The following is a 24,414-nucleotide window of genomic DNA, read 5'->3' as shown; positions in this document are numbered from 1 at the left end:
GTGTGGCCGAGGGGTCACTCGGCTGCGAAACCGATTCCGAGATCGGCCATCGCGGCGGCCAGCCGGTCCAGCGCGACGGGGCCGACGCCGTGCAGCGCGGCCAGGTCGCTGCGCCGCCAGGTGGCCACGGCCTCGAGGGTGTGGACGTCGACGACGCGCAGGGCGCCGGTGGCGGGGGCGCCGATGGTGCGGGGCAGGGGCGTGCCCTCCCGCCGGGGCCTCCGCTCCCGGGGTCCCTCGAGGTGGTCGAGCAGCGCCTCGCCCCGCGGGGAGAGGCGGTAGCCGATCGCGAGCGACTCGGTCAGCCCGCGCTCCTTGAGCTTGCGCACGTCCCGCTTGAACTCCGCGGTCGGCCGGCCCACACCGTCGGCCAGCTCGGGGGCGCGCACCTCGGGGTGCCGGTCGATCGTGCGGAGCGTCTCGCGGGTCCACGGGCCGATCGGAGAGGCGGCGTCGAGCCGGTCGAGGCCCGCCACCAGGGTGGCGAGCTCGTCGGCGGACGGCAGGGTGGCGCGCAGCTCTTCGCGCGGATCGGCGCCCGCCCAGCGCAGCTGCACCCGGAAGGCCGGCCGGTCGGCGCGGACGGCGAGCCCCTCCCGGAGCGCCGTGAGTGAGGCCGCCCCCGCCCGGCGGGCGTCCTCGGCCCGCAGTGACGACACGGCGACCTCGTCGACGGCCAGCACCTCCAGCACGCCGACGGCGGTGCGCAGCCGGGTGCCGACCTTGACCCGTGACCGGTCCCAGCGCCGGAACGCCAGGTCGATGGTCCCGGCCTTGAAGGCCTCGAGCTCGGCCGGTCGGATCATCATGTCGGGAGCCTAGAGGGGGTGGCCTGCCCCGCTCGTCCCCCGCGGGGCTCCTCGACCAGCGGGACGTCAGGTGAGCAGTGCCCGCATCGCCGCCGCCATCCGCTCGGCGGTGAAGCGGTCCGGCTCGGCAAGGACCAGCCGCCCGTACTGCTCCAGCACCGCGAGCAGCGCGTGGGAGAGGAGCTCGGCGTCGGCGCCGGGGCGGCTCGCCTCGACCAGGCCGGCGATCACCTGCCGCACGCCTTCGCGGTCGCCCTCGACGCGGGCCCGCACTGTCTCCGGCACGTCGGCCGGTGCCGCGATGATGGCGCGCCAGGTCGGGGGGTCGTCGAGCAGCATGCGGCACAGCGCGGGGGCGGCGTCGTCGATCACGGTCGCCAGGTCGCCGTCGCCGAGCCCGGTCGGCAGGGCGGCGTAGAGCTGGGTGAGGGCGCGCTGCTGCTGCCGGTCGAGCAGGGCCGCGAGCAGGGGGCCCAGGCCGTCGTACGCGCCATAGACGACGGGTCGGGTCACACCCGCCTCGCGGGCGATGGCGTCGATCGAGAGCCGGTCGTAGCCGTCGCGGTCGATGACGGTGAGCGCGGCGTCGAGGAGCTGCTCGCGCCGCTGGGCCAGGGGGACGCGCGCGGCGTACGGCCGTCGCTTGGCCGTCCTGCCGGTCGCGGGGGTCATGGCGCCACCCTAGGGAGGAGGAGGGGAAGCGTGGGTCTTCCAATTACTACACAACTGTAGCATTCTGGTGCCATGGCCCAGCGCACCGCGATCACCCCGCACGAGGACCACGGCTTCTTCGGCCCCGACTCCGTGGCCTGGAAGGTCTGGGGGCATCCGACGTCCCTCACCATCGGCTTCAGTCGCGCCGTCGTCGTCGAGGAGCTCGACCCCAACCTGGTCGCCTCCGTCGACCACACCCAGGACATCTACCGACGGCCGAAGACCCGCTATGACCGGACCATCCGCTACTTCGCACTCGTCGCCTTCGGCGACAGCCGCACCACGACGAAGGCGGCCGACGTGCTGGTGAAGGTCCACAGCAAGGCGATCGGCACCGAGCCCTACGGCGGCGGGAGGTACGACGCCAACGACCCCGACTCCCAGCTGTGGATCCTCGTCACCGGCTGGCACTCGGTGCTCAAGGCCTACGAGATGTTCGGCCCCGGACGACTGAGCGTGGCCGAGGAGGAGCAGTTCTGGGCCGAGTGCGCGGTGGCGGCCGAGCTGCAGACCTGCGACCCGGCGGACGTGCCGCGCAACCGCGAGGAGCTGCACGCCTACTACGAGCGGATGCGGCCGGTGCTCTCCGGCTCGCCGATCGCCGTCCGCGCGATGCACCACCTGATGGACGTCAGTCAGCTCGTCGACGACGTCCCGTGGGTGCTGCGGCCGGCGCAGCGCGTCGTCGGCGCGGTGTTCCGGGCCGGCGTGATCGCGACGTTGCCGGGCTGGATGCGCGAGATGGGCGAGCTGCCGCAGGCACGGTGGAAGGACGCGGCCGTGTGGCCGCTCCTGCGCGGGACGTTCGCGGCCCTGGGGCTCAGCAGGCGACTGCAGCTGCGGATCCTCGCGGAGCTGTCGCCGAGCACCGTGCCGGTGGTGGCGCCGGTGTTCGCCGGCGTACCCCCGCTCAACCGGGAGGTCCTCACTCCGGCGCAGGCACGAGAGCGCTACGGCTTCGAGCGGCCCGCGGAGGCGCATCTCGCCTGGCGTGCGCAGCAGCACGACAAGGTCTTCGGTCGCGGCGAGGAGCCCAGCGACGACGGTCTCCGCGAGTCCGAGCCCCTCCTGGGCCGGCTCTCCTGACAGGCTGCTGTCCGTCCGTCCCTTCGACCACAGGAGACACCGTGGGCCTCAACCCCGTCGCCGACATCCTCAAGCGCACCGACAAGGTGCTCAAGAACGCCGAGGCCGCGCTCGGCAACGTCGACACGACGCTGGTCGACGTCGACGGGAAGCTGACCACGGTCGACACCACCCTCGCCGAGACGCGTGAGGTGCTCGGCCAGGTGCAGACCCTGCTCAACGACCTCAACGACAAGCTGGTGCTGCTCGACGAGGTGCCCGACCTCAAGGTCAAGCTCGACCAGGTGCTCGCGGCGGTGGCGAAGGGCTGAGCCCCGCCGTTGGTCGAGGTGCCGGTCAGGTGCGGATGATCCGCTGCTCGATGGCGGCGGCGACCGCGCCGGCACGGGTGTCGACGCCGAGCTTGGTGTAGATGTGCGACAGGTGGGACTTCACGGTCGCCTCGGACACGAAGAGCTCGCGCGCCATCTCCTTGTTGCCGAGTCCGCGCGAGAGCAGCTCGAGCACCTCGACCTCGCGCTCGGTGATGGTCGTCGCCCCTGGCGTCGTACGACGCACGAGGGTCGCCGCGACCGAGGGCGCCAGCACGGTCTCACCCCGCGCGGTGGCGCGGATGCCGGCGAACAGCTCCTCCGGGGGCGCGTCCTTGAGCAGGTAGCCGCGGGCGCCCGCCTCCAGCGCGCGCAGGATGTCGGACTCGGTGTCGTAGGTCGTCAGCACCAGCACCTCGGGCGGCCGGGGCAGGTCGCGAAGCGCGGCCGTCACCGCGGCTCCGCCGGCCTTGCCCTCGCCGAGCGAGAGGTCCATCAGGACGACGTCGGGCTGGTCGGCGCTCACCACGGCGACCGCGGCGTCGAGTCCGTCGGCCTCGCCCACGACCGACAGGTCCTCCTGTCCGTCGACGAGCGCGCGCAGCCCGGCGCGGACGACGGGGTGGTCGTCGACCAGCACGATCCGGATCACGGCGTGTCCTCTCCGCGCACCGGGAAGCAGACCGACACGGTCGTCCCCTCCCCGGGCGCGCTCTCCACCTCGGTGCGACCGCCGAGCCCGGCGGCCCGGTCGCGGATCCCGGCCAGCCCGCGCCCGCGCGTCCCCGACGGGCCCGCGGCCGACGGGTCGAAGCCTCGTCCGTCGTCACGGACGTCGAGGGTCACCTCGTCGGGCTGATAGGTCAGGGTGACGGCGGCGCGTGCCGCGGCGGCGTGCTCGCTCACGTTGGCCAGGGCGCCGCGGGTGGTGCGGACCAGGGCGGCCGCCACCTCGGGCCGTACGGCGACCGGGGCACCGTGCACGCGCACCGCCACGTCGAGACCGGGCGAGACCCGCACTGCCTCCGCGGCGGCCTTGCGCAGGGCCTGGACGAGCGCCTCGCCGGTGCGGTCGTCGGAGAGCTCGACCGGGGCCAGGTCGCGCACCACGCGCCGGACCTCCTCGAGGCCCTCGCGCGCTGTCGCCGCGGCGGTCCGCACGTGGTCGCGAGCGGCGGCGGGCTGCGCGTCCCAGGACTGCTCGGCGGCCTGCAGCAGCAGGTTGATGCTGGACAGCCCCTGCCCCACGGAGTCGTGGATCTCCCGCGAGAGGCGGGTCCGCTCGGCCAGGGCACCCACCTCGGCCTGGGCGTGCTGCCGGGCCCGGGACTCCACGTCGAGCGCGCGGTAGGCGAGCACGGTCACCAGCGCGACGCCGATCGGCCCGGCCACCTGGACCGGGTCGAAGCCGTCCGAGATCCGCTGCCACGCGGCCGTCAGCAGCACCGTCATCGCCACGACCGTCGCCACCGCCCAGGTGAAGGGCAGCACCTGCAGCACCGCGAAGGCGACCGGGACGGCGCACCAGGCGAAGGACGGGGCGACCGCGGTCAACGCCCCCCACAGCACGACCATCGCCGTCACCCAGGCCGTGGGCCACCACGGCCGCCCGCGCAGCAGGCCGCGGGTCGCATAGGCCAGGCCCAGCGCCAGGGCGCCCATGAGTACGGCGATCCCGGCGGCGTGCAGGCCGTGCCGGTCGACGTAGCGGACCGCGCAGGTGACCAGCAGCACCACCAGCACCGCCAGCAGCCACCGGTCCAGGCGTGCGGCGGGCGCGAGGATGCCGCGCTCGCCGGGGCGGCGATCGGCCGAGCTGAGGTGCGACATGACCCGGCCAGCCTAGGGAGGAGAGGCGGGTGACGGCATCATCCAATTGGCTATCGAGGCCTGGCCGGCTGCCCGACGTCCGGGCCCCGACCCGTGGCGCAGGGTGGAGCCATGAAGCGCAACCACCGCATCCTCAGCTCCCTGCTCATCGCCACGACCGCCTCCGCTGCGGCCGTCTCCGGCCTCGCCGGCACGACCGCGAGCGCTCACGCGTGGGGCCGGCCCGCGACGTACGTCCTCCAGGGCGACGCCGACAGCCCGGTCGGCTCCAAGTTCGAGGGCATCGGCGCCGACGAGCGGCGCGGCCGGTTCTACGTCAGCGAGGTCACCGGCGGCGAGGTGCACCGCGGCTCCGCCCACACGGCGCAGACCGAGGTGTGGCTCGATGGCGACGGCACCGACGGCCGCTACACAGCGCGCGGCATCACCGTGGACCGGCAGGGCCGCGTCTACGTCGCGGGAGGTCCCAACGGCATCGGCACCGGTCGCCCCGACCTGTGGGTCTATGACAAGGACGGCGAGCTGCTCGCCGCCCTGCGCGTGCCGGGCACCGCCGACGCCTTCCTCAACGACGTGGCGATCGGCCGCGACGGCGCGGCCTACTTCACCAACTCCAACGACGCGCAGATCTTCCGCGTGGCTCCGGGCCGCGACGGCTGGCAGGCCACGCTGTGGGCGGACGCGACCGCCACCATCGAGCGACGCGAGGGCTTCAACCTCGGCGGCATCGTGCTCTCCGCCGACCGCAGCGCCTTCGTCGTCGCGCAGGGCAATGTCGGCCGGATGTGGCGCTTCGACGCCCGTACCGGCGCCGTCAGCGAGATCGCGACCGACACCGACCTCGTCAACGCCGACGGCCTGGTCCGCCGCGGCAACCAGCTCACCGTGGTCCGCAACTTCAGCCGGATGATCGCCACCCTGCGGGTGTCCGACGACGGCCGTCGCCTGGTGACGCTGGGCCAGCGGGCGAGCGCCGCCGACCGCGTGCTGACCACCGCGAAGGTGCTGCGTGGGCGGGTGCTCTACGTCGACAGCAAGTTCGACGAGCCCGTCGCGTCCGGCCCCTACGAGGTCGTCACCGACCCGACCCGATGAAGCACTCGACCCGCGCGGTCGTGGCTGCCCTCCCGCTCGCGCTGCTCGTGGGCGCGTGCGGGGGCGGCGCCTCCGACCCGTCACCGGATGCCGAGCCGACCACGTCGCAGCCCGCGTCGTCCGACTCCGGCCCGGCCTCGCCCGCCCCGGCACGCGAGGTCCCCCAGGACACCCTCGACCAGCGTCTGCGCGACGCCGCCTGGGCCGACGACGTCGCGCGGGCCCGGAGGCTGATCGGCCAGGGCGCGGACGTCAACGCCAAGGACGACACCGAGCAGTCGGCCTACCTCGTCGCCACCAGCGAGGGACACCTGGAGCTGCTCCGGCTCACCCTCCGGCACGGCGCGAAGGTGGACGACAAGGACAGCTGGGACGGCACCGGCCTGATCCGCGCCGCCGAGCGCGGCCACGCGCTGGTCGTCGGCGAGCTGCTGCGGGCGGGGATCGACGAGGACCACGTCAACCGGATCGGCTACCAGGCCATCCACGAGGCCGTCTGGCTGGGTGAGGACACCGTGTCGTACGCCGACACGGTGCGGGTCCTGGCCGCCGGCGGCGTCGAGCTCGACCGCGTCTCGCCGTCCGCCGGGCTGACCCCGCTGGAGATGGCGCGGTCCCGCGGCCACGACCGGCTGGAGAGGATCCTGGAGACCGTGACCGCCGACCGGAGCGCCGACCCCGCCGACCCGGACCGGGCGCTGCTCGACGCGGCGGAGAGCGGCGACGCCGATGCCGCCGCCGTCGCGCTGCGCGCCGGAGCCGACCTCGAGGCGCGGGACGCGCACCGCCGTACGCCCCTGTTGCTGGCGGCCACCTTCGACCGCGTCGAGGTCGCGCGGCTGCTGGTCGCCCTGGGCGCCGACCCCGATGCCCTCGACGACCGGCACGACACCCCGTGGCTGGTCACCGGCGTCACCGGCAGCATCGCGATGCTGGAGGCGCTGCTGCCCGCGCAGCCCGACCTGACCGTCGAGAACCGCTACGGCGGCCTCTCCCCGATCCCGGCCAGCGAGCGTGGTCACGTCGACTACGTCCGCCGCGTCGCCCAGACCGGGGTCGACCTCGACCACGTCAACGACCTCGGCTGGACCGCGATGCTGGAGGCGGTGATCCTCGGCGACGGAGGCGCGGCCCACCAGCAGGTCGTGCGGATCCTGCTCGCTGCGGGCGCGGACCGGAGCATCGGTGACGCGGACGGCGTGACCCCGCTGGAGCACGCCGAGCGCAAGGGCCATCGCGCCCTCGTCCGGATCCTGCGAGAGTGAGCCGGTGGACTTCACCTTCACCGGCGCCGTCGTCGAGTGGCGGGGCCCGGCGCCGTTCTACTTCCTCGAGGTGCCCGTCGACGTCAGCGACGACATCAAGGAGGCGGCCCGGGGCCTGGAGTACTGGGGCCAGGTCGCTGTCGAAGTCCGGGTCGGCGACACCCGCTTCACCACGGCCCTGTTCCCCAAGGACGGGCGCTACCTGGTGCCGCTCAAGGTCGCGGTGCGCACGGCCGCCGGCATCGAGCTGGGTCAGGAGCTGACCGTGGGCCTCCAGGTGGCCGGCCTCAGCGGCCGGGACGCTCCCTGAGCGCCACCGGCTCCCCGGCGTACGACGACAGGCAGTCGCGCACCTCCTCGGAGATCGGCCACGCGGTGCCCGCCCCGGTGTCCCACAGCACCATCGAGCTCTCCGCGACGATGGCCGGTGGCTCGTCACGGTGGACGCGCAGCTCGTAGGAGACGGCGAACGAGGACCGGCCCACGTGGCTCACCCAGATCCGCACGACGAACGGCTGGTAGGCCACGAACCGCATCTCGGACCGGTAGTCGACGCGCTGCGATCCCATCAGCTCGGCGACGCCGGCCGCCACCCCGCCGAGCACGCCCGGTCGGTCGGTCCCGGCGATGGGAGCGAAGCGCAGGAACAGCAGGCGGGCCTCGTCCAGCACCCGCAGCGCCTCCACGTTGTCGACGTGCCCGCCGAGGTTGACGTCGCGCAGCCGCGCCTGGATCTCGCACTCGAACACTTCGCCCACGCCCGGATCCTCCCACCGGGGCGTACGGTCGAGGACATGGGACGTCACTACGAGGAGATCGGGGCCGCACAGTTCGAGTCCGCCGACGGCGTCGCGGACTGGCGGGTGCGCGGCACGACCGCCTTCGCGCTCTATCGCACCGGTGACTTCGCGACCGCGGTGCGGCTCGTCGACGAGGTCGGCCGGCTGGCTGATGCGGTCGACCACCACCCCGACGTCAACCTGCGCTACGGGCGCGTCGAGCTCCGGCTGACCACCCACGCGACCTCGTCGCTGACGACGGTCGACGTCGACCTCGCCCGCGCGATCAGCGCCGCGGCCGCCGCACTCGCCGTCACCGCCGACCCCGACGGGATCGCGGAGAGCGAGATCGCGCAGGGCTGAGCCGGCCGGCGTCAGCGCAGCAGCGCACCCTCGAGCTGGGGTGCGGTCTCCCGCAGTTGACCGCGCTGCCACAGCGCGTGGATCACGAGGGCCACCGTCACCGAGCCGAGGACGCCCAGGCCGAGGTCGCTGAGGGTGTCGACGTAGGCGAACTGGCGCTCGGCGTGACCGTGGATGAAGGCGACGTACTCGAGGATCTCCCACGAGATGGCGGCCGTCGCGCCGACCGCGAGCGCCCGCTCGACGACCCGGATCCTGCTGGCGCTGTGGTGGAGGGTGAGCAGGATGACGGCACCGGCGATCAGCCCGGTGTTGACGTAGTGCATGAGGTCGTCGAACCAGGAGATGGAGTCATAGAGGTCCATCCGGTTGCCGAGGATGTCGGTGAAGCAGGTGACCGTGATCATCAGGTCCGGCAGCCACGGGAAGGAGAAGCGCTCCTTCCAGGCCAGCAGCCAGATCATCGGGATCGTGAAGGACAGCAGCGGGTAGCCGATGGCGCGGGCCTCGGCGGCCTTGTTGCGCAGGTTGCTGCCGTCGGGATCGATGACCACCATCAGGAGCAGCAGGACGAGCATGCCCTTGGCCAGCACGTCGGCCGTGCGGATCACCGTCGGCGCGGGATAGCGGACAGCGGCGACCTCGGTCATGCGGTCAGCTCCTGTCGTCGGCGAGACCCGATTCTCGCACGAACGGACCGAGAGTTCGGCATGGTCGCGGCTGGCCCCCGATCGCGTCGGACCGGCGCCACGCGCCCACCGGTGCCGGGTCGGAGGTTGGGTACAGGGGAGGATGGAGTGAGAATTCCCCGGTCTGGCCGGGGATTTCGCTGCCACAGCTGGAGGGGGACAGGTGATGGACGTGGATCCGACCACGCTGCCGTCGTACGACGACGCGGATCTCGAGGCGGCCGTCGAGGAGGCGACCCAACTCGTCACGGGGCTGCCGTTGGCGCACGAGCCGGCGACCCCGCCGTCGCCGCCGGCCGGTGAGCCGATCGGCTACGGCGCCTTCGGCCACAACTGGATCCGACGGGTGCTGCACCGTGACCGGATCCTGCGCACGGTCGAGCAGGTGCTGGGCGAGACGATCGTGCTCGGCCCGATCAAGGCGGGTCCGGGCCGGACCTTCGCGAGCGTGAGCGTCGTCGGCACGTTCGGCACGACGACCGGTGTGGAGCTGCCGGGCGAGCTGCTCGCCTATGCCATCGACCTCCCCGTCAGCGTGGTCTTCCACGTGGACCTGCCGCTGGACCGGCTGACCTTCACGGCCGAGGTGGTGGTGCCGCTCGTGCTGACCGTGCACACCGAGGCGCCGCTGCGCCTGCGGATGGAGCTGACGACGCCGACGGTCGACCAGATCGGTCTGGAGCTGTCGACCGACACCCGGCGTGGGGCGGTCTTCCGCAAGATGGCAGGCCTCGACGGCGAGCTGCGGCGCTTCCTGCTCAAGGTGCTCGACACCGAGCTGTCGAAGCCCTACGTCCAGCGGGCGCTCCACCTGGACATGGAGGAGCTCATCGACCATGCCTGGCCGAAGCTCACCGAGCAGTTCCTCCCGCAGGGACCGGACGACCGGCGCTGACCACGCGCGTCGGGTGGGCGTGCGCCAGGCCGCGGGCGGTGTCGCGGGAGGCGCGCAGCGCGTCCGCGAGAGCCCCGCAGGTCATCGCGATGACCGGGATCCACACCGGGATCAGCATGAAGGCGTAGATGGGGAGCATGGTCATCAGGTCACTCATGGTGGGCCTCCTGGCCGGATCGGTGTCGCTCGATGCGTCGAGTGTCCGTGGTCACGCGGGCCCGGATCTCGTGCCTCCACACAGAGCTGCTGACCCCCTTTTGGACCAACGCACCAAGACCGTCCCGAGCCGTTCCGCCGCCACGTAGCACTCACGTATCTCGACGTCAAGACCCAGATTTCTAGGGTCGGGATATGGCCAATTTCGGTGCGATCTGGTCATGAGGCCTGTCCGATCGGACCTAGCGTATTTCCCACGACTCGGTGTGCGTGTGGGACGCGCATCGATCGACGCAGGACCACCTGGGAGGCGGCACCGACGGTGCCCGGGCCCAGGGGTCAACAACTGCGATCTCGGGACGCAGGGACAGTCGGTGGCTCCTCCCGCCACCGCCATCACGTGGGATATGGGGATTCAACATGCAGAGCAATCAGCGGCGTCTGCGCCGCATCGGGTCGCGCGCCCGGGCAGCGGTGGTCATTCCGACCGCGCTCCTCGCGCTGACCGCCTTCGTTTCACCGAGCTTCGCGGACGACGCCGCTCCGGACGACGCCGGCGCGCCGGCCGCCGAGCCCGCGCCCGCACCTGAGCCGGCACCCGCGCCGGCCCCCGCACCCGAGCCGGCACCCGCCCCGGCCCCGCAGCCCGAGCCCGAGCCGGCCCCCGCGCCCGCCCCGGCTCCCGCTCCGGCCGCGGAGCCCGAGGACGTCGTCGAGGAGACGGTCGAGCCGCAGGAGATCCCCGAGGACGTCGTCCCCGTGGGTGACGGTGCCGACGAGGGCGCTGCGGTGGTGGCCGACGTCGTTGCGGCCGCTGCGCCCGACAACAGCAAGGTCGTCGTCTGCAAGTGGGTGACCACCCCGGGCGGCGAGCTCGACCACATCATCATCGTGAGCGTCAACGCCATCAAGGACTTCCCGGCCAACCCGGTCTTCCCGTGGCAGTTCGCCGACGCCCAGGACTCCACCGCGATCCGCTTCGCGGAGCAGGGTGAGCAGGCCAAGGACGTGCCGCTCGCCGAGTGCACCGGCGGCCAGGGTGAGCCCGACCCGGTCGTGATCGACCCGCCGGTCGTCCCGTTCACCGACGACTGTGGTGTCGGCAACGCTGCCTACGGCGACGTCCCCGCGGGCGAGTGGACCGTGGACTCCGACGGCCCGCTGGGCCCGATCACGCTCGTCCCGAACGACGGTTTCGTCTTCGAGGGTCCCGACGCGCCGAACTACGTCTTCCCCGCCCGGCAGGAGACCAACACCGAGGAGTGCGACGACGACCAGGACAAGGTCGTGGTCTGCAAGTACGTCAGCACCCCGCCGGGCGTGCTGGACCACATCATCATCGTCAACGAGAACGCGATCGGTGCCGGCACCAACGAGCTTCCTGCCGACGAGCCCGACCACGCCTGGGACGGTGTGACCTTCCCGTGGTACTTCGCCGACGCGCACTCCTCGGTCGCCATCCGCTACGCGGAGGACGGCGAGCAGGCCAAGGACATCAGCATCGCCGAGTGCCTGCCCGACGAGGGTGAGCCCGACCCGATCGACGTGCCCGAGATCCCCGTCGACGACCTGTGCGGCACGGGCAACGCCTCGTTCGGTGAGGTGCCCGAGGGCAACTACGACGCCGTGCTCAACGACGACGGCAGCGTCACCGTGACGGCCCACGACGGCTTCGTGTTCCCCGGCGACCTGACCGAGGTCACGATCCCGGCGCCGGAGGAGACCAACACCGAGCCGTGCCCGGTGGCGGCCGCCATCGTCGCCTGCACGGTCCCGGCCGACGGCGGCGTCGCCCAGCCGGTCGTGGTCAAGGCCAAGGCCGAGCCGACCTTCATCGACGGCATCCTGTCGCTGGTCGACCTGGTGTTCGCCGAGGAGAACGACTTCGACGGCAGCTTCCCGCACACGTTCACCCTCGGTGACGCCCTGGTGACGCTGATCCGCTACGCGGCCGAGGGCGAGACCGCCGAGGACATCCAGGGCACCATCGTGTGCGGTGTCGGCGGCTTCGAGGAGCCGGAGCCGACGGACCCGACCGACCCGGGTGAGCCCGGCGACGTCGAGGCCCTGCCGGCGACCGGTGGACCGCTGGGCTGGCTGCTGCCGGTCGGTGTCGGGTTCGTGCTCATGGGCGCGTTCCTCGTCGCTCGCCGTCCCCGCCTGACCTGATCGATTCCCACCCACAGGCAAGGGCGCGTCACCTGATCCGTGCACGGATCGGGCGGCGCGCCCTTGTCCTGTTCGTGCCCCCGGTGGTCGAGGAGGCCGGCCACGGCCGTCTCGAGACCCCCGCAGCCCGTACGCCGGACCGGCCGCGTCAGGCGCGCGGTGAGCGGAGCGAGCGGTCGACGGTGAGGAAGAGGTCGACGAGCACGTCGACCAGCTCCTCGCGGTCGGTCTCCAGGTCGCCGTGGAGGACGGCGCCCAGCGCGTGCGCGACACCGCCGATGAGGAACTGCGCCGTGACCCGCAGTCGTGCGGGGAGCTCGTCGGCGACCGCGGACGGGTCGCCGCCGGAGGCGGTGGTGGCGAGCAGGGCGGCGAAGCGCCGGCTCTCCTGCAGCACCCGGGGGCCGAGCACGGGCGAGGACACCGACTCGATGAGGGTGATCCGGCCCTTGCGCGGGTCCTCGAGCATCAGGTCGACCATCTCGGTGATGACCGCGTGGGTGCGGGCGAGATCGGTGTCGGCGCCCCCGGTCGTGGCGTCGAGCGCCGCCAGCGCCCGGGTGAGCGCCTCCACGGCGATCTCCTCGAACACGGCGAGCTGCAGCGCCTCGATGCCGTCGAAGCTCTCGTAGAAGTAGCGGGCCGCGAGGCCGGTGTGCTCGGCGAGGCCGCGGACGGTCGTGCCGGCCACACCCCGGTTGCCCATGAGCTCCAGGCCCGCCTCCAGGAAGCGGCCGCGGCGCTCGGCGATGCGCTCCTCGGCGCTGACGCCGCCGTACCTGCGTGGTGCTGAACTCACCCACACATCTTGACACGGCCGTGAACAGATTGGTGTCATGGATCTGTCAACATGTGTTGACTGTTTGAGAGCTCGAAGGAGAGTCCCGTGACGACGACGCCCCTGCAGGACGAGGTGGCCGCCTCCCCGGCGGCCCCGGTGGCTCCGGCCCCCGTGGCACCCGTGGCCCCCTGGCACCCCTCGCAGCCGCACCACGAGCTCGCCGCCGACGTCCGGTGGTGGATGGGCGCCCCGATCACGTTCGGACTCTTCGGTCGGTTGGCCCTCGACCAGGTCGCCTACCGGGAGGTCGCAGCCGCCGTCGACGCGACCGGCCGTTTCGAGGAGAACTTCACCAACCGCGGCATCAGGAGCTACTTGTGGGGGCCCCTGATGCTGTTCGGCGACGACGCCGACCGGCGGGCGACCATCGAGCGGCTCAAGATGATGCACGGCCAGGTGAAGGGGAAGGGACGCGGGCACTTCGACGGCGAGCGCTTCAGCGCGCTCAACCCCGCCGTGTGGAAGTGGGTCGGCACGAGCAGCCTGCTGGTCTTCTACACGGGCTACGTGACGACGTACCCCCACCTGAGCGCCGAGGAGCGCGAGGTCGTCTATCGCACGGCTCGCTGGATGAGCGAGATGGACCTGCCCAGCGATGCCTCCAGCGTGCCGCGCACCGTCGCTGAGATGGAGGCCTACTACGAGCAGGTGGCCGCCGAGCACCTCGCCGACAACGAGTTCCTGCAGTGGGCCAACCGGTCCTTCGGCGAGATGCCGGTGCCGACGCTCATCGGCCCCCGGTGGCTGCACCTGCTGATCACGCCGGCGTGGCGGCTCCTGACGCCCGCGCTGTCCCGCCCGGCGCGGATCTGCGCCGAGGCGGCCGCCCACCCGCGGATGCGCGAGCTCCTGGGGATCGAGTGGACGCCTGCCAAGCAGCGGGAGTTCCGGCTCTGGACCGCACTCATCCGGGGCGCCCGGCGCCTCCTGCCGAAGTGGGCCGTCCTGGAGCCCATGGCCTACAACCGCTATCGCTACGAGCGGCTGCGCTCGGCCTACGCCAAGCCGCAGCTGACGTCCTTCGCGCCACCGAAGTAGCCCCGACTCAGTCGGTGCCGGCCGCCTGGGCCGCGTCGACGTCGAAGTCACGGACGGCGGCGATCACCTGCGCCAGCGCGGGCGCGGGCAGGGCACCGGCCTGGGAGAAGACGAGCGCGCCCTTCTTGAAGGCCATCAGGGTGGGGATCGAGGTCACCTGAGCCGCGGCCGCGAGCTGCTGCTCCTCCTCGGTGTTGACCGAGCCGAAGACGAGGTCGCCGTGCTCCTCGGCCGCGGCCTCGTAGATCGGCGCGAAGTTGCGACACGGGCCGCACCAGGACGCCCAGAAGTCGACGAAGACGATCTCGTTGTCGAGGACGGTCTGCTCGAAGTTCCCGGCCGACAGGTCGATGGTGCTCATGAGGGTGGAACGTCCCGCGGTGTCCGACTGTTCCCGCCTGTCCGGTTGAGGTCGACACCGCCGTTGATGCCGGGGACGGTGCCGGCGTCGTCGTACTGCCAGATCTGCCAGGCGCGCCGCGGGGGCCGGTCGCCGAGCCGGCGGACCCACTGCGGGTGCTCGGCGAGGTCGTCGGCGAAGCCGTAGCGCTCCTCGAACTCCGGGTAGAGGTAGACCACCGTGCGGGTCCCGGTCGTGCGGTCGACCGTGTCGAGGAAGGTGCGCACCTGCGCCAGCAGGTCCTCGGCGGGGGGCGGCGTGCTGCAGCTGCCGGCCAGCTCGAGGTCGAGCGCGGGCGGGATGGCCGGCTCCGCCGCGCCGAGCACGGAGAGGAAGTGCTCGGCCTGCGCGCGACCGTCGGAGCACAGCTGGAAGTAGTGATAGCCGGCGACGTCGATGCCGGTCCGGGTCGCCGCCGTGCGGTGCTCGGCGAACCGCGGGTCGGTGAAGCCGGTGCCCTCGGTCGCCTTGAGGTAGGCGAACTCGATGCCGGCCTCCGCCACCTGCGCCCAGTCGATGTCGCCCTGGTGGTAGGACGCGTCGATGCCGAGTCGGGACCGCGCCGCAGGGCTGGGCGCCTTCGGTGACGCCGGTGCCGGGGTGGTCGCCGGGGTGGTCGCCGGGGTGATGGGCGTGGCCGTCGACGGGGGCGGCGTGACCAGGGAGGCCGAGGGCGCCGGCGGCAGGTCTCCCGGCCCCGTGCCGCCGCAGCCGGCGAGCGCGAGCAGCACCGTGCCGAGGGCGACGTACCGCGATCGCATGGCCTCACCCTCCCACGGCGGTAGCCTGCCTCCATGGGCGAGACCGCGCGCACCACCCACGTCCTCGTCGACGGCGAGAACATCGACGCCACCCTCGGCACGTCGATCCTCGGCCGTCGCCCGCGACCCGAGGAGCGACCCCGCTGGGAGCGGCTGCTGCAGTTCGTCGAGCGCCAGTGGGGACAGCCGACCAACGGCCTGTTCTTCCTGGCGGCCAACTCCGAGCTGCCGATGTCGTTCGTCCAGGCCCTCATCGCGATCGGCTACCGGCCGATCCCGCTGTCGGGCGGGCCGAACCAGAAGGTCGTCGACATCGCCATCCAGCGCACGCTCACCGAGCTGGCGAGCCGCGACGACGACGTGGTCCTGGTCAGCAACGACGGCGACTTCGTCGAGCAGGTCGACCAGGTCCTCGACGGTCGCCGCGTCGGACTGGTCGGCTTCACCGAGTTCCGCAACAGCGCCTTCACGTCGCTGACCTCGCGCGGCCTCGAGCTCTTCGACATGGAGTACGACGTGCTCGCGTTCAACGAGCGGCTGCCGCGGGTCCGGATCATCCCGATCGACGACTTCGACCCGACGCAGTTCCTCTGAGCCTGCCTCGCTAGCCTCGCCCGGTGCTGCGCATCGCGACCGCCAACATCAACGGCATCCGGGCCGCCCACCGGCGCGGGTTCGGCGACTGGCTGGCGACCCGCGGCTGCGACGTGGTCACGCTGCAGGAGGTCCGCTGCCCGGTGGACGCGCTGCCCGAGGGTGCGTTCGGCGACTACCAGGTCGCCTACGACGCCGGCAGCATCGCCGGACGCAACGGGGTCGCCGTGCTCACCCGCTCGCCGGCGGCGGCCGTGCGCAGCTGGTCGGTGCCGGACCCCGACCGGGCGCTGCCGCGGACGCTGCGCCGCCACGTCGACGAGGGCCGCTATGTCGAGGTCGAGCTGGCCGACGTACCGCTGACGGTGGCGAGCCTCTATCTCCCCAAGGGCGGACTGCCCGCCCACCTCCAAGACCCGAAGCGGATGCGGGAGGCGCCCGACGGCGGGGCGAGGTACCAGCGCAAGATGGAATTCATGGCGGGCTTCGCCCGCTACCTCGCCGCGGCACGGAAGGCCGCGGCCGCGCGGGGCCGGGAGTTCCTGCTGACCGGCGACCTCAACGTCGCCCACTCGCGCCTCGACGTCGCCAACTGGCGGCGCAGCAACCAGGTCGAGGGCTTCCTGCCCGAGGAGCGGGCGTGGCTGGACGCCCAGCTCTCGCCGCGCACCCTGGTCGACGTCGTCCGCCGTCTGCACCCGGACGTCGAGGGCCCGTATTCATGGTGGAGCTGGCTCGGCCAGGCCTACGCCAAGGACGCCGGCTGGCGCATCGACTACCACCTCGCCACCCCCGCGCTGGCCCGCTCGGCGGTGTCGGCCGTCGTCGACCGGGAGCACGCCGGCGTCCGGCTCAGCGACCACGCGCCCGTGGTCGTCGACTACGCGTTCTGAGCGCCAGCCCTGGTCATCGAGGAGCGAGCGCCAGCGAGCGTCACGAGATGCCTGTGCGGACCTCGACGAGGTCACCACAGCGGTCTCGTGACGCCCGCTCGTCCCTCGCGGGCTCCTCGACCACCCGGGGTGCTGACTGATTTCTCACAGGCCGCGGGGCGAGACACAGCGTGTCGGGCCGGGCGGTGAGGCGTTCACTGGGGCGGTGACTGCAACGACGCCGGAGGTCGGGCACATCAGCGCTGCCCGCCGCTGGGCGATGCTGGCCGCCGGCACCGGCGGCCAGGCCTCGACGGCGGCGATGGTCGTGGCGCCGTCGTTCCTCATCCCCGAGTTGCACCGGCCGCTGGCCGAGGGCGGGCACGGCCTGACGCTCGCCGAGGCGGGGCTGGTCACCTCGGGCGCGATGCTCGGGATGATGACCACGCTGGTGCTCTGGGGGCTGGTGGTCGACCGTCGCGGCGAGCGCTTCGCGCTGATCGGCGGGCTGGCGCTGGCCACCGCGGGTGGCGCTCTGGCGACCACCACCGACTCACCGGTCTTGCTGGCGGCGCTGCTGGCGCTGGCCGGCATCGGCTCCGCGGCGACCAACTCGGCATCAGGCCGGGTGGTCGTCGGCTGGTTCCCTCCCGAGCGCCGGGGCCTGGCGATGGGCATCCGCCAGACCGGGCAGCCGCTGGGGGTCGGGCTCGCGGCCGCCACCGTGGCCGTCATCGCCCACCACCACGGCATCGGCCCGGCGCTGTGGGTGCCGACGATCGCGACCGCGATCAGCCTGGTCGTCGTGACGCTCGTCGTGATCGACCCGCCCCGACCAGCCGTCGACGCCTCCGCGCCGGCCGCCAACCCTTACCGGGACGACCGCTACCTCGCCCGCATCCACGGCTCCTCGGTGCTGCTGGTGATCCCGCAGTTCCTGGTGTGGACCTTCGGGCTCACCTGGCTGGTCACCGACCTCGGCTGGTCACCCGGCGTCGCCGGCGCCGTCGTCGCCGGCACGCAGGTGGCCGGTGCCGGCGCCCGGATCGCGGCCGGCTGGTGGTCGGACCGCGTGGGGAGCCGGATGCGGCCGATGCGCTCCGTGGCGTGGTTGGCCGCCCTCGCCATGGCACTCCTCGGCGCCACCGCCGCGCTGGCCGACCGCTCGGACGCGATCGCGGCGTCCGCCGTCCTGCTCCTCGTCCTCGCCTCGGCCGTCACCGTCGCCGACAACGGCCTCGCGTTCACCGCCGTCGCCGAGCGGGCCGGACCGTTCTGGTCGGGTCGGGCCCTCGGCCTGCAGAACACCGCACAGCACCTGGCCGCCGTGGCCGTCCCGCCGCTGGCCGGCCTCGCCATCGCCGCGTGGGGATACGGCGCGACGTACGCCCTCGCGGCCCTCGCGCCGGTCCTCGCGATCGCCCTCGTGCCGGTCGGGGGCGAGAGATAGCCCGCCCGGTGGTCGAGGAGGACGCGAGGGACGAGCGGGCGTCACGAGACCGCTGTGGTCACCTTGTCGAGATGACTACAGGCATCTCGTGACGCTCGCTGGCGCTCGCTCCTCGATGACCGGGGCGGCTTAGTCGCCGCTCGGGACGATCGCGGAGATCACCGTGCCGTCGGCGCGCTGGATCCCCGCGGGATAGGGCGGTTCGCCGGCCAGGCGCGGGCCCTGGTGGGTGAGCGGGATGCTCACGGGGGCGTCGGGGGTGACCGTGACGACCTTGCCGCGGACCGAGAAGCAGAGCGGGCCGGCGCCGTCCTCGATGACCAGCTCCAGGTCGTCCTGTCGTACGACGACCCGCACCCGGGTGCCGTGGAGGGTGAGCCGATAGACCAGCGACTCCCACGAGGCCGGGAGCCTCGGGTCGATCTGCCACTGCTCCTCACCGGCGCCCGAGCCGATGTCGCGGAAGCCGCCGAAGCCGGCGACCAGGCCGCTCCACACGCCGCCGGTGGAGGCGACGTGGACGCCCTCGGCGGTGTTGTGGTGGCGGTCGGCGAGGTCGACGTAGAGCGCGGCGTGGAAGTAGCGCAGCGCGAGCTCGTGGTAGCCGACCTCGGCGGCGAGCACGGCCTGGCTGACCGCGGACAGCGTCGAGTCGCCGGTGGTGATGGGGTCGTAGTAGTCGAAGTCGGCCTTCTTCTGCTCGTCGGTGAACTCCTCGCCCTGGAGATAGAGCGCCAGCACGACGTCGGCCTGCTTGAGCACCTGGAAGCGGTAGATGACCAGCGGGTGGTAGTTGAGCAGCAGCGGGCGCTTCTCCAGCGGGGTGTTGCGCAGGTCCCACATCTCCCGCTCGAGGAAGTGCGCGTCCTGGGGGTGGATGCCGAGGAAGTCGTCGAAGGGGATGTGCATCCCCTGTGCGCTCGCGGCCCACTCGTCGGGCTCCTCCGGCGCCAGTCCGGTCCGCCGCACCAGGGCGGCGTAGGACTCGGGGTCGTCGCGCTCGAGCTCCCACACGGCGCGCGCGGCGCGACGGAGGTTGAAGCGCGCGAGCACGTTCGTGTAGAGGTTGTCGTTGACGACCGTCGTGTATTCGTCGGGCCCGGTCACCCCGTGGATGTGGAACGTACGCCGCGACTCGTCGCGCCAGAAGCCCAGATCGGCCCACATGCGGGCGGTCTCGACGAAGATGTCGACCGCCTCGCGGGCGAGGAACTCCTCGTCGCCGGTCGCTCCGACGTACTGGCTCAGGGCATAGGAGATGTCGGCGTCGATGTGATACTGCGCCGTGCCCGCCGCGTAGTAGGCGGAGGCCTCGTGGCCGTTGATCGTCCGCCACGGATAGAGCGCGCCCTTCTGCGACAGCTCGCGGGCGCGGTGACGGGCGTTGTCGAGCAGCGTCGAGCGGAAGCGCAGCGCGTTGCGTGCCGCCCAGGGCAGCGTGTAGGTGAGGAACGGCAGGACGTAGATCTCGGTGTCCCAGAAGTAGTGGCCGCCGTAGCCTGAGCCGGTCACCCCCTTGGCCGCGATGCCCTGACCCTCCGCACGCGCGGAGGCCTGGAGGATCGCGAAGAGGTTCCACCGCACGGCCTGCTGCACCGCGGGCTGGCCGGCGACCTCGACGTCGGAGCGGCGCCAGAACTCGTCGAGCCACTCGCGCTGGGCGGCGAACTGGCGGTGGACACCCTCCTCGCGGGTGCGGTCGAGGGTGCGCTCGCAGCGATCGATCAGCTCGCGCGTCGGCACCTGGGAGGCGGTGTGGAAGGACACCAGCTTGGTCAGCCGGATCCGCTGACCGGGCTCGGCCGCGATCCGGTAGATGACCTTGACCAGGTCCTCCTCGGACTGCGCGGTGGTCGTGCAGGGCGCGTCGGTCTCGAGGATGTGGTCGGCCACCACGCCGATCCGCATGCCGCTCTCGGTCGTGCGATAGCCCAGCTTGATCCGGCCGGACCCCGCGTCCGCGTCGTGGATCTCCGGGACCAGCACCCGGCGGTCGAACGACTCGGCCTTGCGGGGGTCCGTCGAGCCACCGCCGATCCCGGCCTCCTGCTGCGGACCCTCGTTGTGAGCGTCCTGCCGGTTGATGAGCTGGGAGGAGATCGCCAAGGACGCCCGCTCGTCGAGCAGCTCGACCTCGAAGGTGAGCACCGCCAGGTGGCGCTGCGCGAGCGGAACCATCCGGCTGCTGCGCACCCGCACCCGCTTGCCGCCGGGTGTGCGCCACAGCAGGTCGCGACTCAGGACGCCGGTGCGGAAGTCCAGCGCCCGCTCGTACTCGATCAGGTCGGCGACCGAGACGTGCAGCGGCTCGTCGTCCACGTAGAGCCGGATCACCTTCGGGTCCGGGACGTTGACGATGGTCTGGCCGATGCGGGCGAAGCCGTAGGCCTCCTCGGCGTGCGAGATCGGCCAGGTCTCGTGGAAGCCGTTGACGAAGGTCCCGTCCAGATGGGCGTCGCGACTCTCCGAGTAGTTGCCCCGCAGCCCGAGATAGCCGTTGCCGACGGAGAAGAGCGACTCGGTGGTGCCGAGGTCATCCGCGTCGAAGCGGGTCTCGACGAGCCGCCACTCGTCGACGGGGAAGCGCGTCCGGTCGAGCGGGTCCGTCGCGGGCGGTGCCTGGTGGGAGGGTCCCGCCCCGTCGTGCGCGCTCACTCGTGACCGCCCGCCGCGTCGACGAGCTCGGCGAGGTCGCCGACCACGAGGTCGGCACCGGCGGCGAGGAGCGCCTCGGCCCCGGCACCGCGGTCGACACCGACCACCAGACCGAAGGCGCCCGCGCGGCCTGCCGCGACCCCGCTGACCGCGTCCTCGAGGACCACCGCCTCGGCGTCGGTCGTGCCCAGCTGGGTCGCGGCATAGGAGAACGTGTCGGGTGCCGGCTTGCCCGGCAGCCCCAGCTCGGCGGCCAGGCCGCCGTGCACGATCAGCGGGAAGTACGACGCCAGCCCGGCCGCCTGCACGACCGCCGGCGCGTTGCGCGACGACGACACGACCGCCATCGGCGTCCCGGCGGCGTGCAGCTGGGCGATGAGCGCCACCGAGCCCGGATAGGGCGCGACGCCGTCGCGTCCGAGGATCGCGGTGAACACCTCGTTCTTGCGGTTGCCGAGCCCGCACACCGTCGCCGCGGTCGGCGGGTCGTCGGGCAGCCCCTCCGGCAGCACGATGCCGCGGGAGGCGAGGAACGAGCGGACGCCGTCGTAGCGCGGCTTGCCGTCGACGTAGGCGAAGTAGTCCTGGTCGGTGTAGGGCGCGAGGTCGACGCCCTCGGGGGCTCCGACCCTCCCGACGTCCTGGAGGGCTGCGGCCTGGGCGTCGAGGAAGGCGTTGAACATCTCGGCCCAGGCGTGCATGTGCACCTCGGCCGTCGGCGTCACGACGCCGTCGAGATCGAAGAGGACCGCCTTCCAGCGGCTCCAGTCCACGCGCACATCAGCCATGACGCGACCCTAGCCCGCCTGGCCGAGCCGGCCGGTTAACCCCGTGTGACGAAGGCGTCGGCGGCCCGGTGGCGCCTCTGTGGGGGAGATGACGCCGGATTCTGGTGGAATGTGGCCATGCGTCTCCCCCTGCCCGGCCCGGTGAAGCAGCGCCTCGGCGTCTGGCTCCTCAACCGGACCATGCGCAACGGCATCGACCTGCGCAAGCTCCGCTTCCTCCCCGACTCGGTGACCCTGCCGCTCAAGCGCGACGGTCTCGACCCGCTGCCGGAGATGATGCGCGTCCAGGCCGAGGAGCCGGTCCGCAAGCTCGCCGACATGTTCGGCAAGGGTGTGTGGCTGGTCAGCGGCTATGAGGAGTCGAAGGAGGTGCTGGCCGGCGGAGCCGACGTGTGGTCCAACGACCTCGGTCAGTTCGTCTCCCAGGAGGGCCGCTCCGACGAGGAGCAGATCGGCGGCCTCGGGATGACCGACCCGCCGCTGCACACGGCGCTGCGGCGCTATCTCACGCCCGAGTTCACGATGCGCCGCCTCGCCCGGCTGCAGCCGGGCATCGAGGCGATCGTGGCCGAGCGCCTGGATGCGATGGCGGAGGCGGGTCGCGACGGGGCGGCGGTCGACATGGTCGAGCAGTTCGCCTTCGCCGTACCTTTCGACGTGATCTGCGACCTGCTCGGCCTGCCGGTCGACGACCGGGGCCGCTTCCTCGAGCTGGGTGTCGCCCGCTTCGACCTCACCGAGGGTGGCGCGGGTGCGTTCGGCGCCGCGGCGCACACGCGGGAGTTCCTGATCAACGCGGTCCGCGAGCAGCGCGGCAACCCGGGCGACGGGCTGATCGGCGCCCTGCTGAAGGAGCACGGCGACGAGCTCGACGACGTGACCCTCGGCGGCATCGCCGACGGCGTCTTCCTCGGCGGCTACGAGACCTCCGCCTCGATGCTGGCGCTGGGGGCCTACCTGATCGCGAGCACGCCCAAGGCCGGCGAGATGCTGCGCTCCGGCGAGGCCGCGCAGGTCGACCAGGTCGTCGAGGAGCTGCTGCGTCATCTCTGTGTCGTGCAGCTGGCCTTCCTGCGCTTCGCCAAGACCGACGTGGTCGTCGGTGGGGTGCAGATCAAGGAGGGCGACGCGGTCGGCGTCTCGCTGCTCGCCGCCAACCGTGACCCGGCGCTGGGCACCGGGGACGCCGCCCTCGGCGTCTTCGACCCCTCCCGCGCGTCGACGCGCCACCTCGCCTTCGGCTGGGGCATGCACCGTTGCGTCGGCGCCGAGCTCGCGCGGATGGAGCTGCGCACCGCGCTGCGGATGCTGGCCGAGCGCTTCCCCGACCTGGCCATGGCCGCGGACCTCTCCGAGCTCGACTTCCGCAAGCTGTCGGCGGTCTATGGCGTCGAGGCCCTGCCCGTCTACACCGGCGCGTCCCGCGAGACGGTGTCGACGGCGTGACCGACGGCGTCTCGCAGCGGATCGTCGTCGTCGGTGGTGACGCGGCCGGGATGAGCGCCGCCCACCAGGCGCTGCGGGCCGCACGGTCGGCGGGGCGCGAGGTCGCGGTGACGGTGATCGAGGCGACCGACCACACGTCGTACTCCGCCTGCGGGATCCCCTACTGGATCGCGGGCGACGTCGCGAGCGGCGAGGAGCTCGTCGCGCGCACCGCCGAGGAGCATCGCGCGGCCGGCGTCGACCTGCGCCTGGGGGCACGTGCCACCGCGATCGACGTCGAGGACCGCACCGTCACCCATGAGGTCGACGGCGTCTCCTCGACCATGTCGTACGACGACCTCGTGCTCGCCACCGGAGCGTCACCGATCCCCCCCGACTGGGCGTGCGGCCCCGACGGACCGGTCGGTGGCGTCCACGCGGTCAAGAACCTCGACGACGGTGCGCTCTGGGTCGACCTGCTCGCCGCGACCGCGCGCCGCGTGACCGACCGGGCGCCGCGTGCCGTCGTCGTCGGTGGCGGCTACATCGGGATCGAGATGGCCGAAGCCCTGCTGCGGCGCGGTTTCTCGACCACGCTGATCACTCGGGGCAGGGTGATGGGCTCCCTCGACGAGGACCTGGGCGGGCGGATCGGCGTCGGGCTGGTCGAGGCCGGCGTCGAGCTGCGCACCGGTGCCACCGTCGAGCGGCTGGAGACGACCGAAGGCCGGGTCGAGGCCGTCGTCACCGCGGCGGGGGAGCGGTTCACGGCCGACGTGGTCGTCCCGGCCCTGGGCGTCGAGCCCGCGACCGCCCTCGGTCGGGCGGCGGGGCTCGCGGTCGGATCGCACGGCGGCTATCTCCCCGATCCGGGCGGACGCATCGCCCCCGGCGTGTGGGCGGCAGGTGACTGCTGCGAGGTCGAGCACCGGATGAGCGGCCGGCCGACGTTCCTCGCTCTCGGCACCCACGCCAACAAGCTGGGCCGCATCGTGGGCGACAACCTGCTCGGTGGCGACCGCCGCTTCGGCGGCGCGCTGGGCACGGCGATCACCCGCTTCGTCGCCGGGTCCGTGCACCTGGAGATCGCGCGCACCGGCCTCTCGACGGCCGAGGCGACGACCCACGGCCACGACGTCGTCTCCCTCGTCACCGAGGGCACGACGGCGAGCGGCTACATGCCCGAGGCGACGCCCATCGCCACCAAGGTCATCGCGGACCGGCAGACCCGCCGGCTCCTCGGCGTCCAGATCGTCGGAGGTGAGGGATCGGCCAAGCGGATCGACGCCGCCGCGGCCGCCCTGTGGGGCGGTCTCGACGTCGACGACCTGGCGGGCATGGACCTCTCCTACGCCCCGCCCTTCGCAACCGTCTGGGACGCGCTGCAGATCGCCGCCCGCCGGCTGGCCGAGCGGATCTGACCCGCCGC

At 72.6% G+C, this 24,414-nt stretch carries 26 protein-coding genes; 14 read left to right on the top strand and 12 right to left on the bottom strand.

All coding sequences use genetic code 11. The features are described 5' to 3' along the window. Positions 1–14 precede the first annotated feature (14 nt). Together E9934_RS14695 and E9934_RS14690 are read right to left on the bottom strand one after the other, a co-directional pair. Positions 15–809, bottom strand: coding sequence for a hypothetical protein (locus E9934_RS14695; RefSeq protein WP_162851557.1), 795 nt, complete (start codon positions 807–809; stop codon positions 15–17). 66 nt (positions 810–875) lie between these two features. After that, positions 876–1,481 (bottom strand): TetR/AcrR family transcriptional regulator, encoded by a 606-nt coding sequence (locus E9934_RS14690; protein WP_136563654.1) that lies wholly within the window; start codon positions 1,479–1,481, stop codon positions 876–878. Positions 1,482–1,553: 72 nt separating this feature from the next. Here E9934_RS14690 and E9934_RS14685 point away from each other — a divergent pair, with 72 nt between their 5' ends. Both E9934_RS14685 and E9934_RS14680 read left to right on the top strand, forming a co-directional pair. Then, positions 1,554–2,609: an oxygenase MpaB family protein gene (locus E9934_RS14685; protein ID WP_136563653.1), complete on the top strand. Its 1,056-nt coding sequence runs from the start codon at positions 1,554–1,556 to the stop codon at positions 2,607–2,609. 41 nt (positions 2,610–2,650) lie between these two features. Further along, positions 2,651–2,920 carry a hypothetical protein gene (locus E9934_RS14680; RefSeq protein WP_136563652.1) on the top strand — a complete coding sequence of 90 codons (270 nt, stop codon included), beginning with the start codon at positions 2,651–2,653 and terminating at the stop codon, positions 2,918–2,920. A gap of 25 nt (positions 2,921–2,945) precedes the next feature. Here E9934_RS14680 and E9934_RS14675 read toward each other — a convergent pair whose 3' ends face one another. Both E9934_RS14675 and E9934_RS14670 read right to left on the bottom strand, forming a co-directional pair. After that, entirely contained in the window at positions 2,946–3,572 is a 627-nt protein-coding gene (locus E9934_RS14675) for a response regulator (RefSeq protein ID WP_136563651.1), read from the bottom strand. Continuing rightward, positions 3,569–4,750, bottom strand: coding sequence for a sensor histidine kinase (locus tag E9934_RS14670; protein ID WP_136563650.1), 1,182 nt, complete (start codon positions 4,748–4,750; stop codon positions 3,569–3,571). Before E9934_RS14670 ends, E9934_RS14675 begins: the two co-directional genes overlap by 4 nt. 111 nt (positions 4,751–4,861) lie before the next feature. Between E9934_RS14670 and E9934_RS14665 the strand changes: the two genes are divergently transcribed. From E9934_RS14665 to E9934_RS14655, 3 genes are read left to right on the top strand one after another with little or no spacing between them, the layout of a single operon-like run. Beyond that, positions 4,862–5,845, top strand: a complete 984-nt coding sequence (locus E9934_RS14665) for an SMP-30/gluconolactonase/LRE family protein (RefSeq protein WP_136563649.1) — start codon at positions 4,862–4,864, stop codon at positions 5,843–5,845. Beyond that, a complete protein-coding gene (locus E9934_RS14660) occupies positions 5,842–7,110 on the top strand; it encodes an ankyrin repeat domain-containing protein (RefSeq protein WP_136563648.1) in 1,269 nt (422 codons plus the stop codon). The genes E9934_RS14665 and E9934_RS14660 overlap by 4 nt, the downstream gene beginning before the upstream one ends. Positions 7,111–7,114: 4 nt before the next feature. Beyond that, complete coding sequence (locus tag E9934_RS14655) at positions 7,115–7,420, top strand: DUF1905 domain-containing protein (protein ID WP_136563647.1); 306 nt, start codon at positions 7,115–7,117, stop codon at positions 7,418–7,420. On the opposite strand, the gene E9934_RS14650 is transcribed toward E9934_RS14655, so the two are convergent. Continuing rightward, positions 7,398–7,868 carry an acyl-CoA thioesterase gene (locus E9934_RS14650; RefSeq protein WP_158295014.1) on the bottom strand — a complete coding sequence of 157 codons (471 nt, stop codon included), beginning with the start codon at positions 7,866–7,868 and terminating at the stop codon, positions 7,398–7,400. The genes E9934_RS14655 and E9934_RS14650 overlap by 23 nt on opposite strands. A 36-nt stretch (positions 7,869–7,904) precedes the next feature. On the opposite strand from E9934_RS14650, the gene E9934_RS14645 reads away from it, so the two are divergent. Further along, a complete protein-coding gene (locus E9934_RS14645; RefSeq protein ID WP_136563645.1) occupies positions 7,905–8,252 on the top strand; it encodes a 4a-hydroxytetrahydrobiopterin dehydratase in 348 nt (115 codons plus the stop codon). 11 nt (positions 8,253–8,263) lie between these two features. On the opposite strand, the gene E9934_RS14640 is transcribed toward E9934_RS14645, so the two are convergent. Beyond that, positions 8,264–8,902: a DUF2238 domain-containing protein gene (locus E9934_RS14640; RefSeq protein ID WP_136563644.1), complete on the bottom strand. Its 639-nt coding sequence runs from the start codon at positions 8,900–8,902 to the stop codon at positions 8,264–8,266. A gap of 211 nt (positions 8,903–9,113) precedes the next feature. Between E9934_RS14640 and E9934_RS14635 the strand changes: the two genes are divergently transcribed. After that, the gene (locus E9934_RS14635) at positions 9,114–9,836 is read left to right on the top strand and encodes a hypothetical protein (RefSeq protein ID WP_136563643.1); all 723 of its coding nucleotides are present in this window, start codon (positions 9,114–9,116) and stop codon (positions 9,834–9,836) included. Here the strand turns inward: E9934_RS14635 and E9934_RS14630 are convergent. Further along, a complete protein-coding gene (locus E9934_RS14630) occupies positions 9,793–9,993 on the bottom strand; it encodes a hypothetical protein (RefSeq protein WP_136563642.1) in 201 nt (66 codons plus the stop codon). The two genes, E9934_RS14635 and E9934_RS14630, sit on opposite strands and share 44 nt — an antisense overlap. A 419-nt stretch (positions 9,994–10,412) precedes the next feature. Between E9934_RS14630 and E9934_RS14625 the strand changes: the two genes are divergently transcribed. Further along, positions 10,413–12,161, top strand: a complete 1,749-nt coding sequence (locus E9934_RS14625; protein WP_136563641.1) for a hypothetical protein — start codon at positions 10,413–10,415, stop codon at positions 12,159–12,161. Positions 12,162–12,309: 148 nt separating this feature from the next. Here the strand turns inward: E9934_RS14625 and E9934_RS14620 are convergent, their stop codons facing one another. Beyond that, positions 12,310–12,960 carry a TetR/AcrR family transcriptional regulator gene (locus tag E9934_RS14620; RefSeq protein ID WP_238694973.1) on the bottom strand — a complete coding sequence of 217 codons (651 nt, stop codon included), beginning with the start codon at positions 12,958–12,960 and terminating at the stop codon, positions 12,310–12,312. An 87-nt stretch (positions 12,961–13,047) separates the two neighbouring features. Between E9934_RS14620 and E9934_RS14615 the strand changes: the two genes are divergently transcribed. Next, on the top strand, positions 13,048–14,040 hold the full coding sequence (locus tag E9934_RS14615; protein ID WP_202977326.1) for an oxygenase MpaB family protein: 993 nt from the start codon (positions 13,048–13,050) through the stop codon (positions 14,038–14,040). Positions 14,041–14,047: 7 nt separating this feature from the next. On the opposite strand, the gene trxA is transcribed toward E9934_RS14615, so the two are convergent. Both trxA and E9934_RS14605 read right to left on the bottom strand, forming a co-directional pair. Further along, positions 14,048–14,401, bottom strand: coding sequence for a thioredoxin (gene trxA / locus E9934_RS14610; protein WP_136563639.1), 354 nt, complete (start codon positions 14,399–14,401; stop codon positions 14,048–14,050). Then, positions 14,398–15,201, bottom strand: coding sequence for a glycoside hydrolase family 25 protein (locus tag E9934_RS14605; RefSeq protein ID WP_136563638.1), 804 nt, complete (start codon positions 15,199–15,201; stop codon positions 14,398–14,400). The genes trxA and E9934_RS14605 overlap by 4 nt, the downstream gene beginning before the upstream one ends. A gap of 33 nt (positions 15,202–15,234) precedes the next feature. Between E9934_RS14605 and E9934_RS14600 the strand changes: the two genes are divergently transcribed. The 3 genes from E9934_RS14600 to E9934_RS14590 all read left to right on the top strand — a co-directional run bounded on the left by E9934_RS14600 (position 15,235) and on the right by E9934_RS14590 (position 18,117). Then, the gene (locus E9934_RS14600; protein WP_136563637.1) at positions 15,235–15,795 is read left to right on the top strand and encodes an NYN domain-containing protein; all 561 of its coding nucleotides are present in this window, start codon (positions 15,235–15,237) and stop codon (positions 15,793–15,795) included. 26 nt (positions 15,796–15,821) lie between these two features. Beyond that, positions 15,822–16,688: an exodeoxyribonuclease III gene (locus E9934_RS14595; RefSeq protein ID WP_202977331.1), complete on the top strand. Its 867-nt coding sequence runs from the start codon at positions 15,822–15,824 to the stop codon at positions 16,686–16,688. Between the two features lie 205 nt (positions 16,689–16,893). Then, positions 16,894–18,117, top strand: coding sequence for an MFS transporter (locus E9934_RS14590; protein ID WP_136563635.1), 1,224 nt, complete (start codon positions 16,894–16,896; stop codon positions 18,115–18,117). A 129-nt stretch (positions 18,118–18,246) separates the two neighbouring features. Here E9934_RS14590 and E9934_RS14585 read toward each other — a convergent pair whose 3' ends face one another. After that, positions 18,247–20,772 (bottom strand): glycoside hydrolase family 65 protein, encoded by a 2,526-nt coding sequence (locus tag E9934_RS14585; protein ID WP_136563634.1) that lies wholly within the window; start codon positions 20,770–20,772, stop codon positions 18,247–18,249. Then, a complete protein-coding gene (locus tag E9934_RS14580; RefSeq protein ID WP_136563633.1) occupies positions 20,769–21,560 on the bottom strand; it encodes an HAD family hydrolase in 792 nt (263 codons plus the stop codon). Before E9934_RS14580 ends, E9934_RS14585 begins: the two co-directional genes overlap by 4 nt. 117 nt (positions 21,561–21,677) lie before the next feature. Here E9934_RS14580 and E9934_RS14575 point away from each other — a divergent pair, with 117 nt between their 5' ends. Both E9934_RS14575 and E9934_RS14570 read left to right on the top strand, forming a co-directional pair. Further along, a complete protein-coding gene (locus E9934_RS14575) occupies positions 21,678–23,006 on the top strand; it encodes a cytochrome P450 (protein ID WP_136563632.1) in 1,329 nt (442 codons plus the stop codon). Next, positions 23,003–24,406 carry an FAD-dependent oxidoreductase gene (locus E9934_RS14570; RefSeq protein WP_202977325.1) on the top strand — a complete coding sequence of 468 codons (1,404 nt, stop codon included), beginning with the start codon at positions 23,003–23,005 and terminating at the stop codon, positions 24,404–24,406. The genes E9934_RS14575 and E9934_RS14570 overlap by 4 nt, the downstream gene beginning before the upstream one ends. Positions 24,407–24,414 lie beyond the last annotated feature (8 nt).

Source organism: Nocardioides caeni, from assembly GCF_004912195.1.
GTDB classification, from domain to species: Bacteria; Actinomycetota; Actinomycetes; order Propionibacteriales; family Nocardioidaceae; genus Nocardioides; species Nocardioides caeni.
This window is presented reverse-complemented; position numbering and strand designations above follow the sequence as displayed.

Coding starts and splice junctions, on each gene's coding strand:
- E9934_RS14640 (WP_136563644.1), bottom strand. CDS start 8,902: ATGACCGAGGTCGCCGCTGTCCGCTATCCCGCGCCGACGGTGATCCGC.
- E9934_RS14685 (WP_136563653.1), top strand. CDS start 1,554: ATGGCCCAGCGCACCGCGATCACCCCGCACGAGGACCACGGCTTCTTC.
- E9934_RS14575 (WP_136563632.1), top strand. CDS start 21,678: ATGCGTCTCCCCCTGCCCGGCCCGGTGAAGCAGCGCCTCGGCGTCTGG.
- E9934_RS14605 (WP_136563638.1), bottom strand. CDS start 15,201: ATGCGATCGCGGTACGTCGCCCTCGGCACGGTGCTGCTCGCGCTCGCC.
- E9934_RS14670 (WP_136563650.1), bottom strand. CDS start 4,750: ATGTCGCACCTCAGCTCGGCCGATCGCCGCCCCGGCGAGCGCGGCATC.
- E9934_RS14580 (WP_136563633.1), bottom strand. CDS start 21,560: ATGGCTGATGTGCGCGTGGACTGGAGCCGCTGGAAGGCGGTCCTCTTC.
- E9934_RS14645 (WP_136563645.1), top strand. CDS start 7,905: ATGGGACGTCACTACGAGGAGATCGGGGCCGCACAGTTCGAGTCCGCC.
- E9934_RS14600 (WP_136563637.1), top strand. CDS start 15,235: ATGGGCGAGACCGCGCGCACCACCCACGTCCTCGTCGACGGCGAGAAC.
- E9934_RS14690 (WP_136563654.1), bottom strand. CDS start 1,481: ATGACCCCCGCGACCGGCAGGACGGCCAAGCGACGGCCGTACGCCGCG.
- E9934_RS14660 (WP_136563648.1), top strand. CDS start 5,842: ATGAAGCACTCGACCCGCGCGGTCGTGGCTGCCCTCCCGCTCGCGCTG.
- E9934_RS14665 (WP_136563649.1), top strand. CDS start 4,862: ATGAAGCGCAACCACCGCATCCTCAGCTCCCTGCTCATCGCCACGACC.
- trxA (WP_136563639.1), bottom strand. CDS start 14,401: ATGAGCACCATCGACCTGTCGGCCGGGAACTTCGAGCAGACCGTCCTC.
- E9934_RS14625 (WP_136563641.1), top strand. CDS start 10,413: ATGCAGAGCAATCAGCGGCGTCTGCGCCGCATCGGGTCGCGCGCCCGG.
- E9934_RS14630 (WP_136563642.1), bottom strand. CDS start 9,993: ATGAGTGACCTGATGACCATGCTCCCCATCTACGCCTTCATGCTGATC.
- E9934_RS14695 (WP_162851557.1), bottom strand. CDS start 809: ATGATGATCCGACCGGCCGAGCTCGAGGCCTTCAAGGCCGGGACCATC.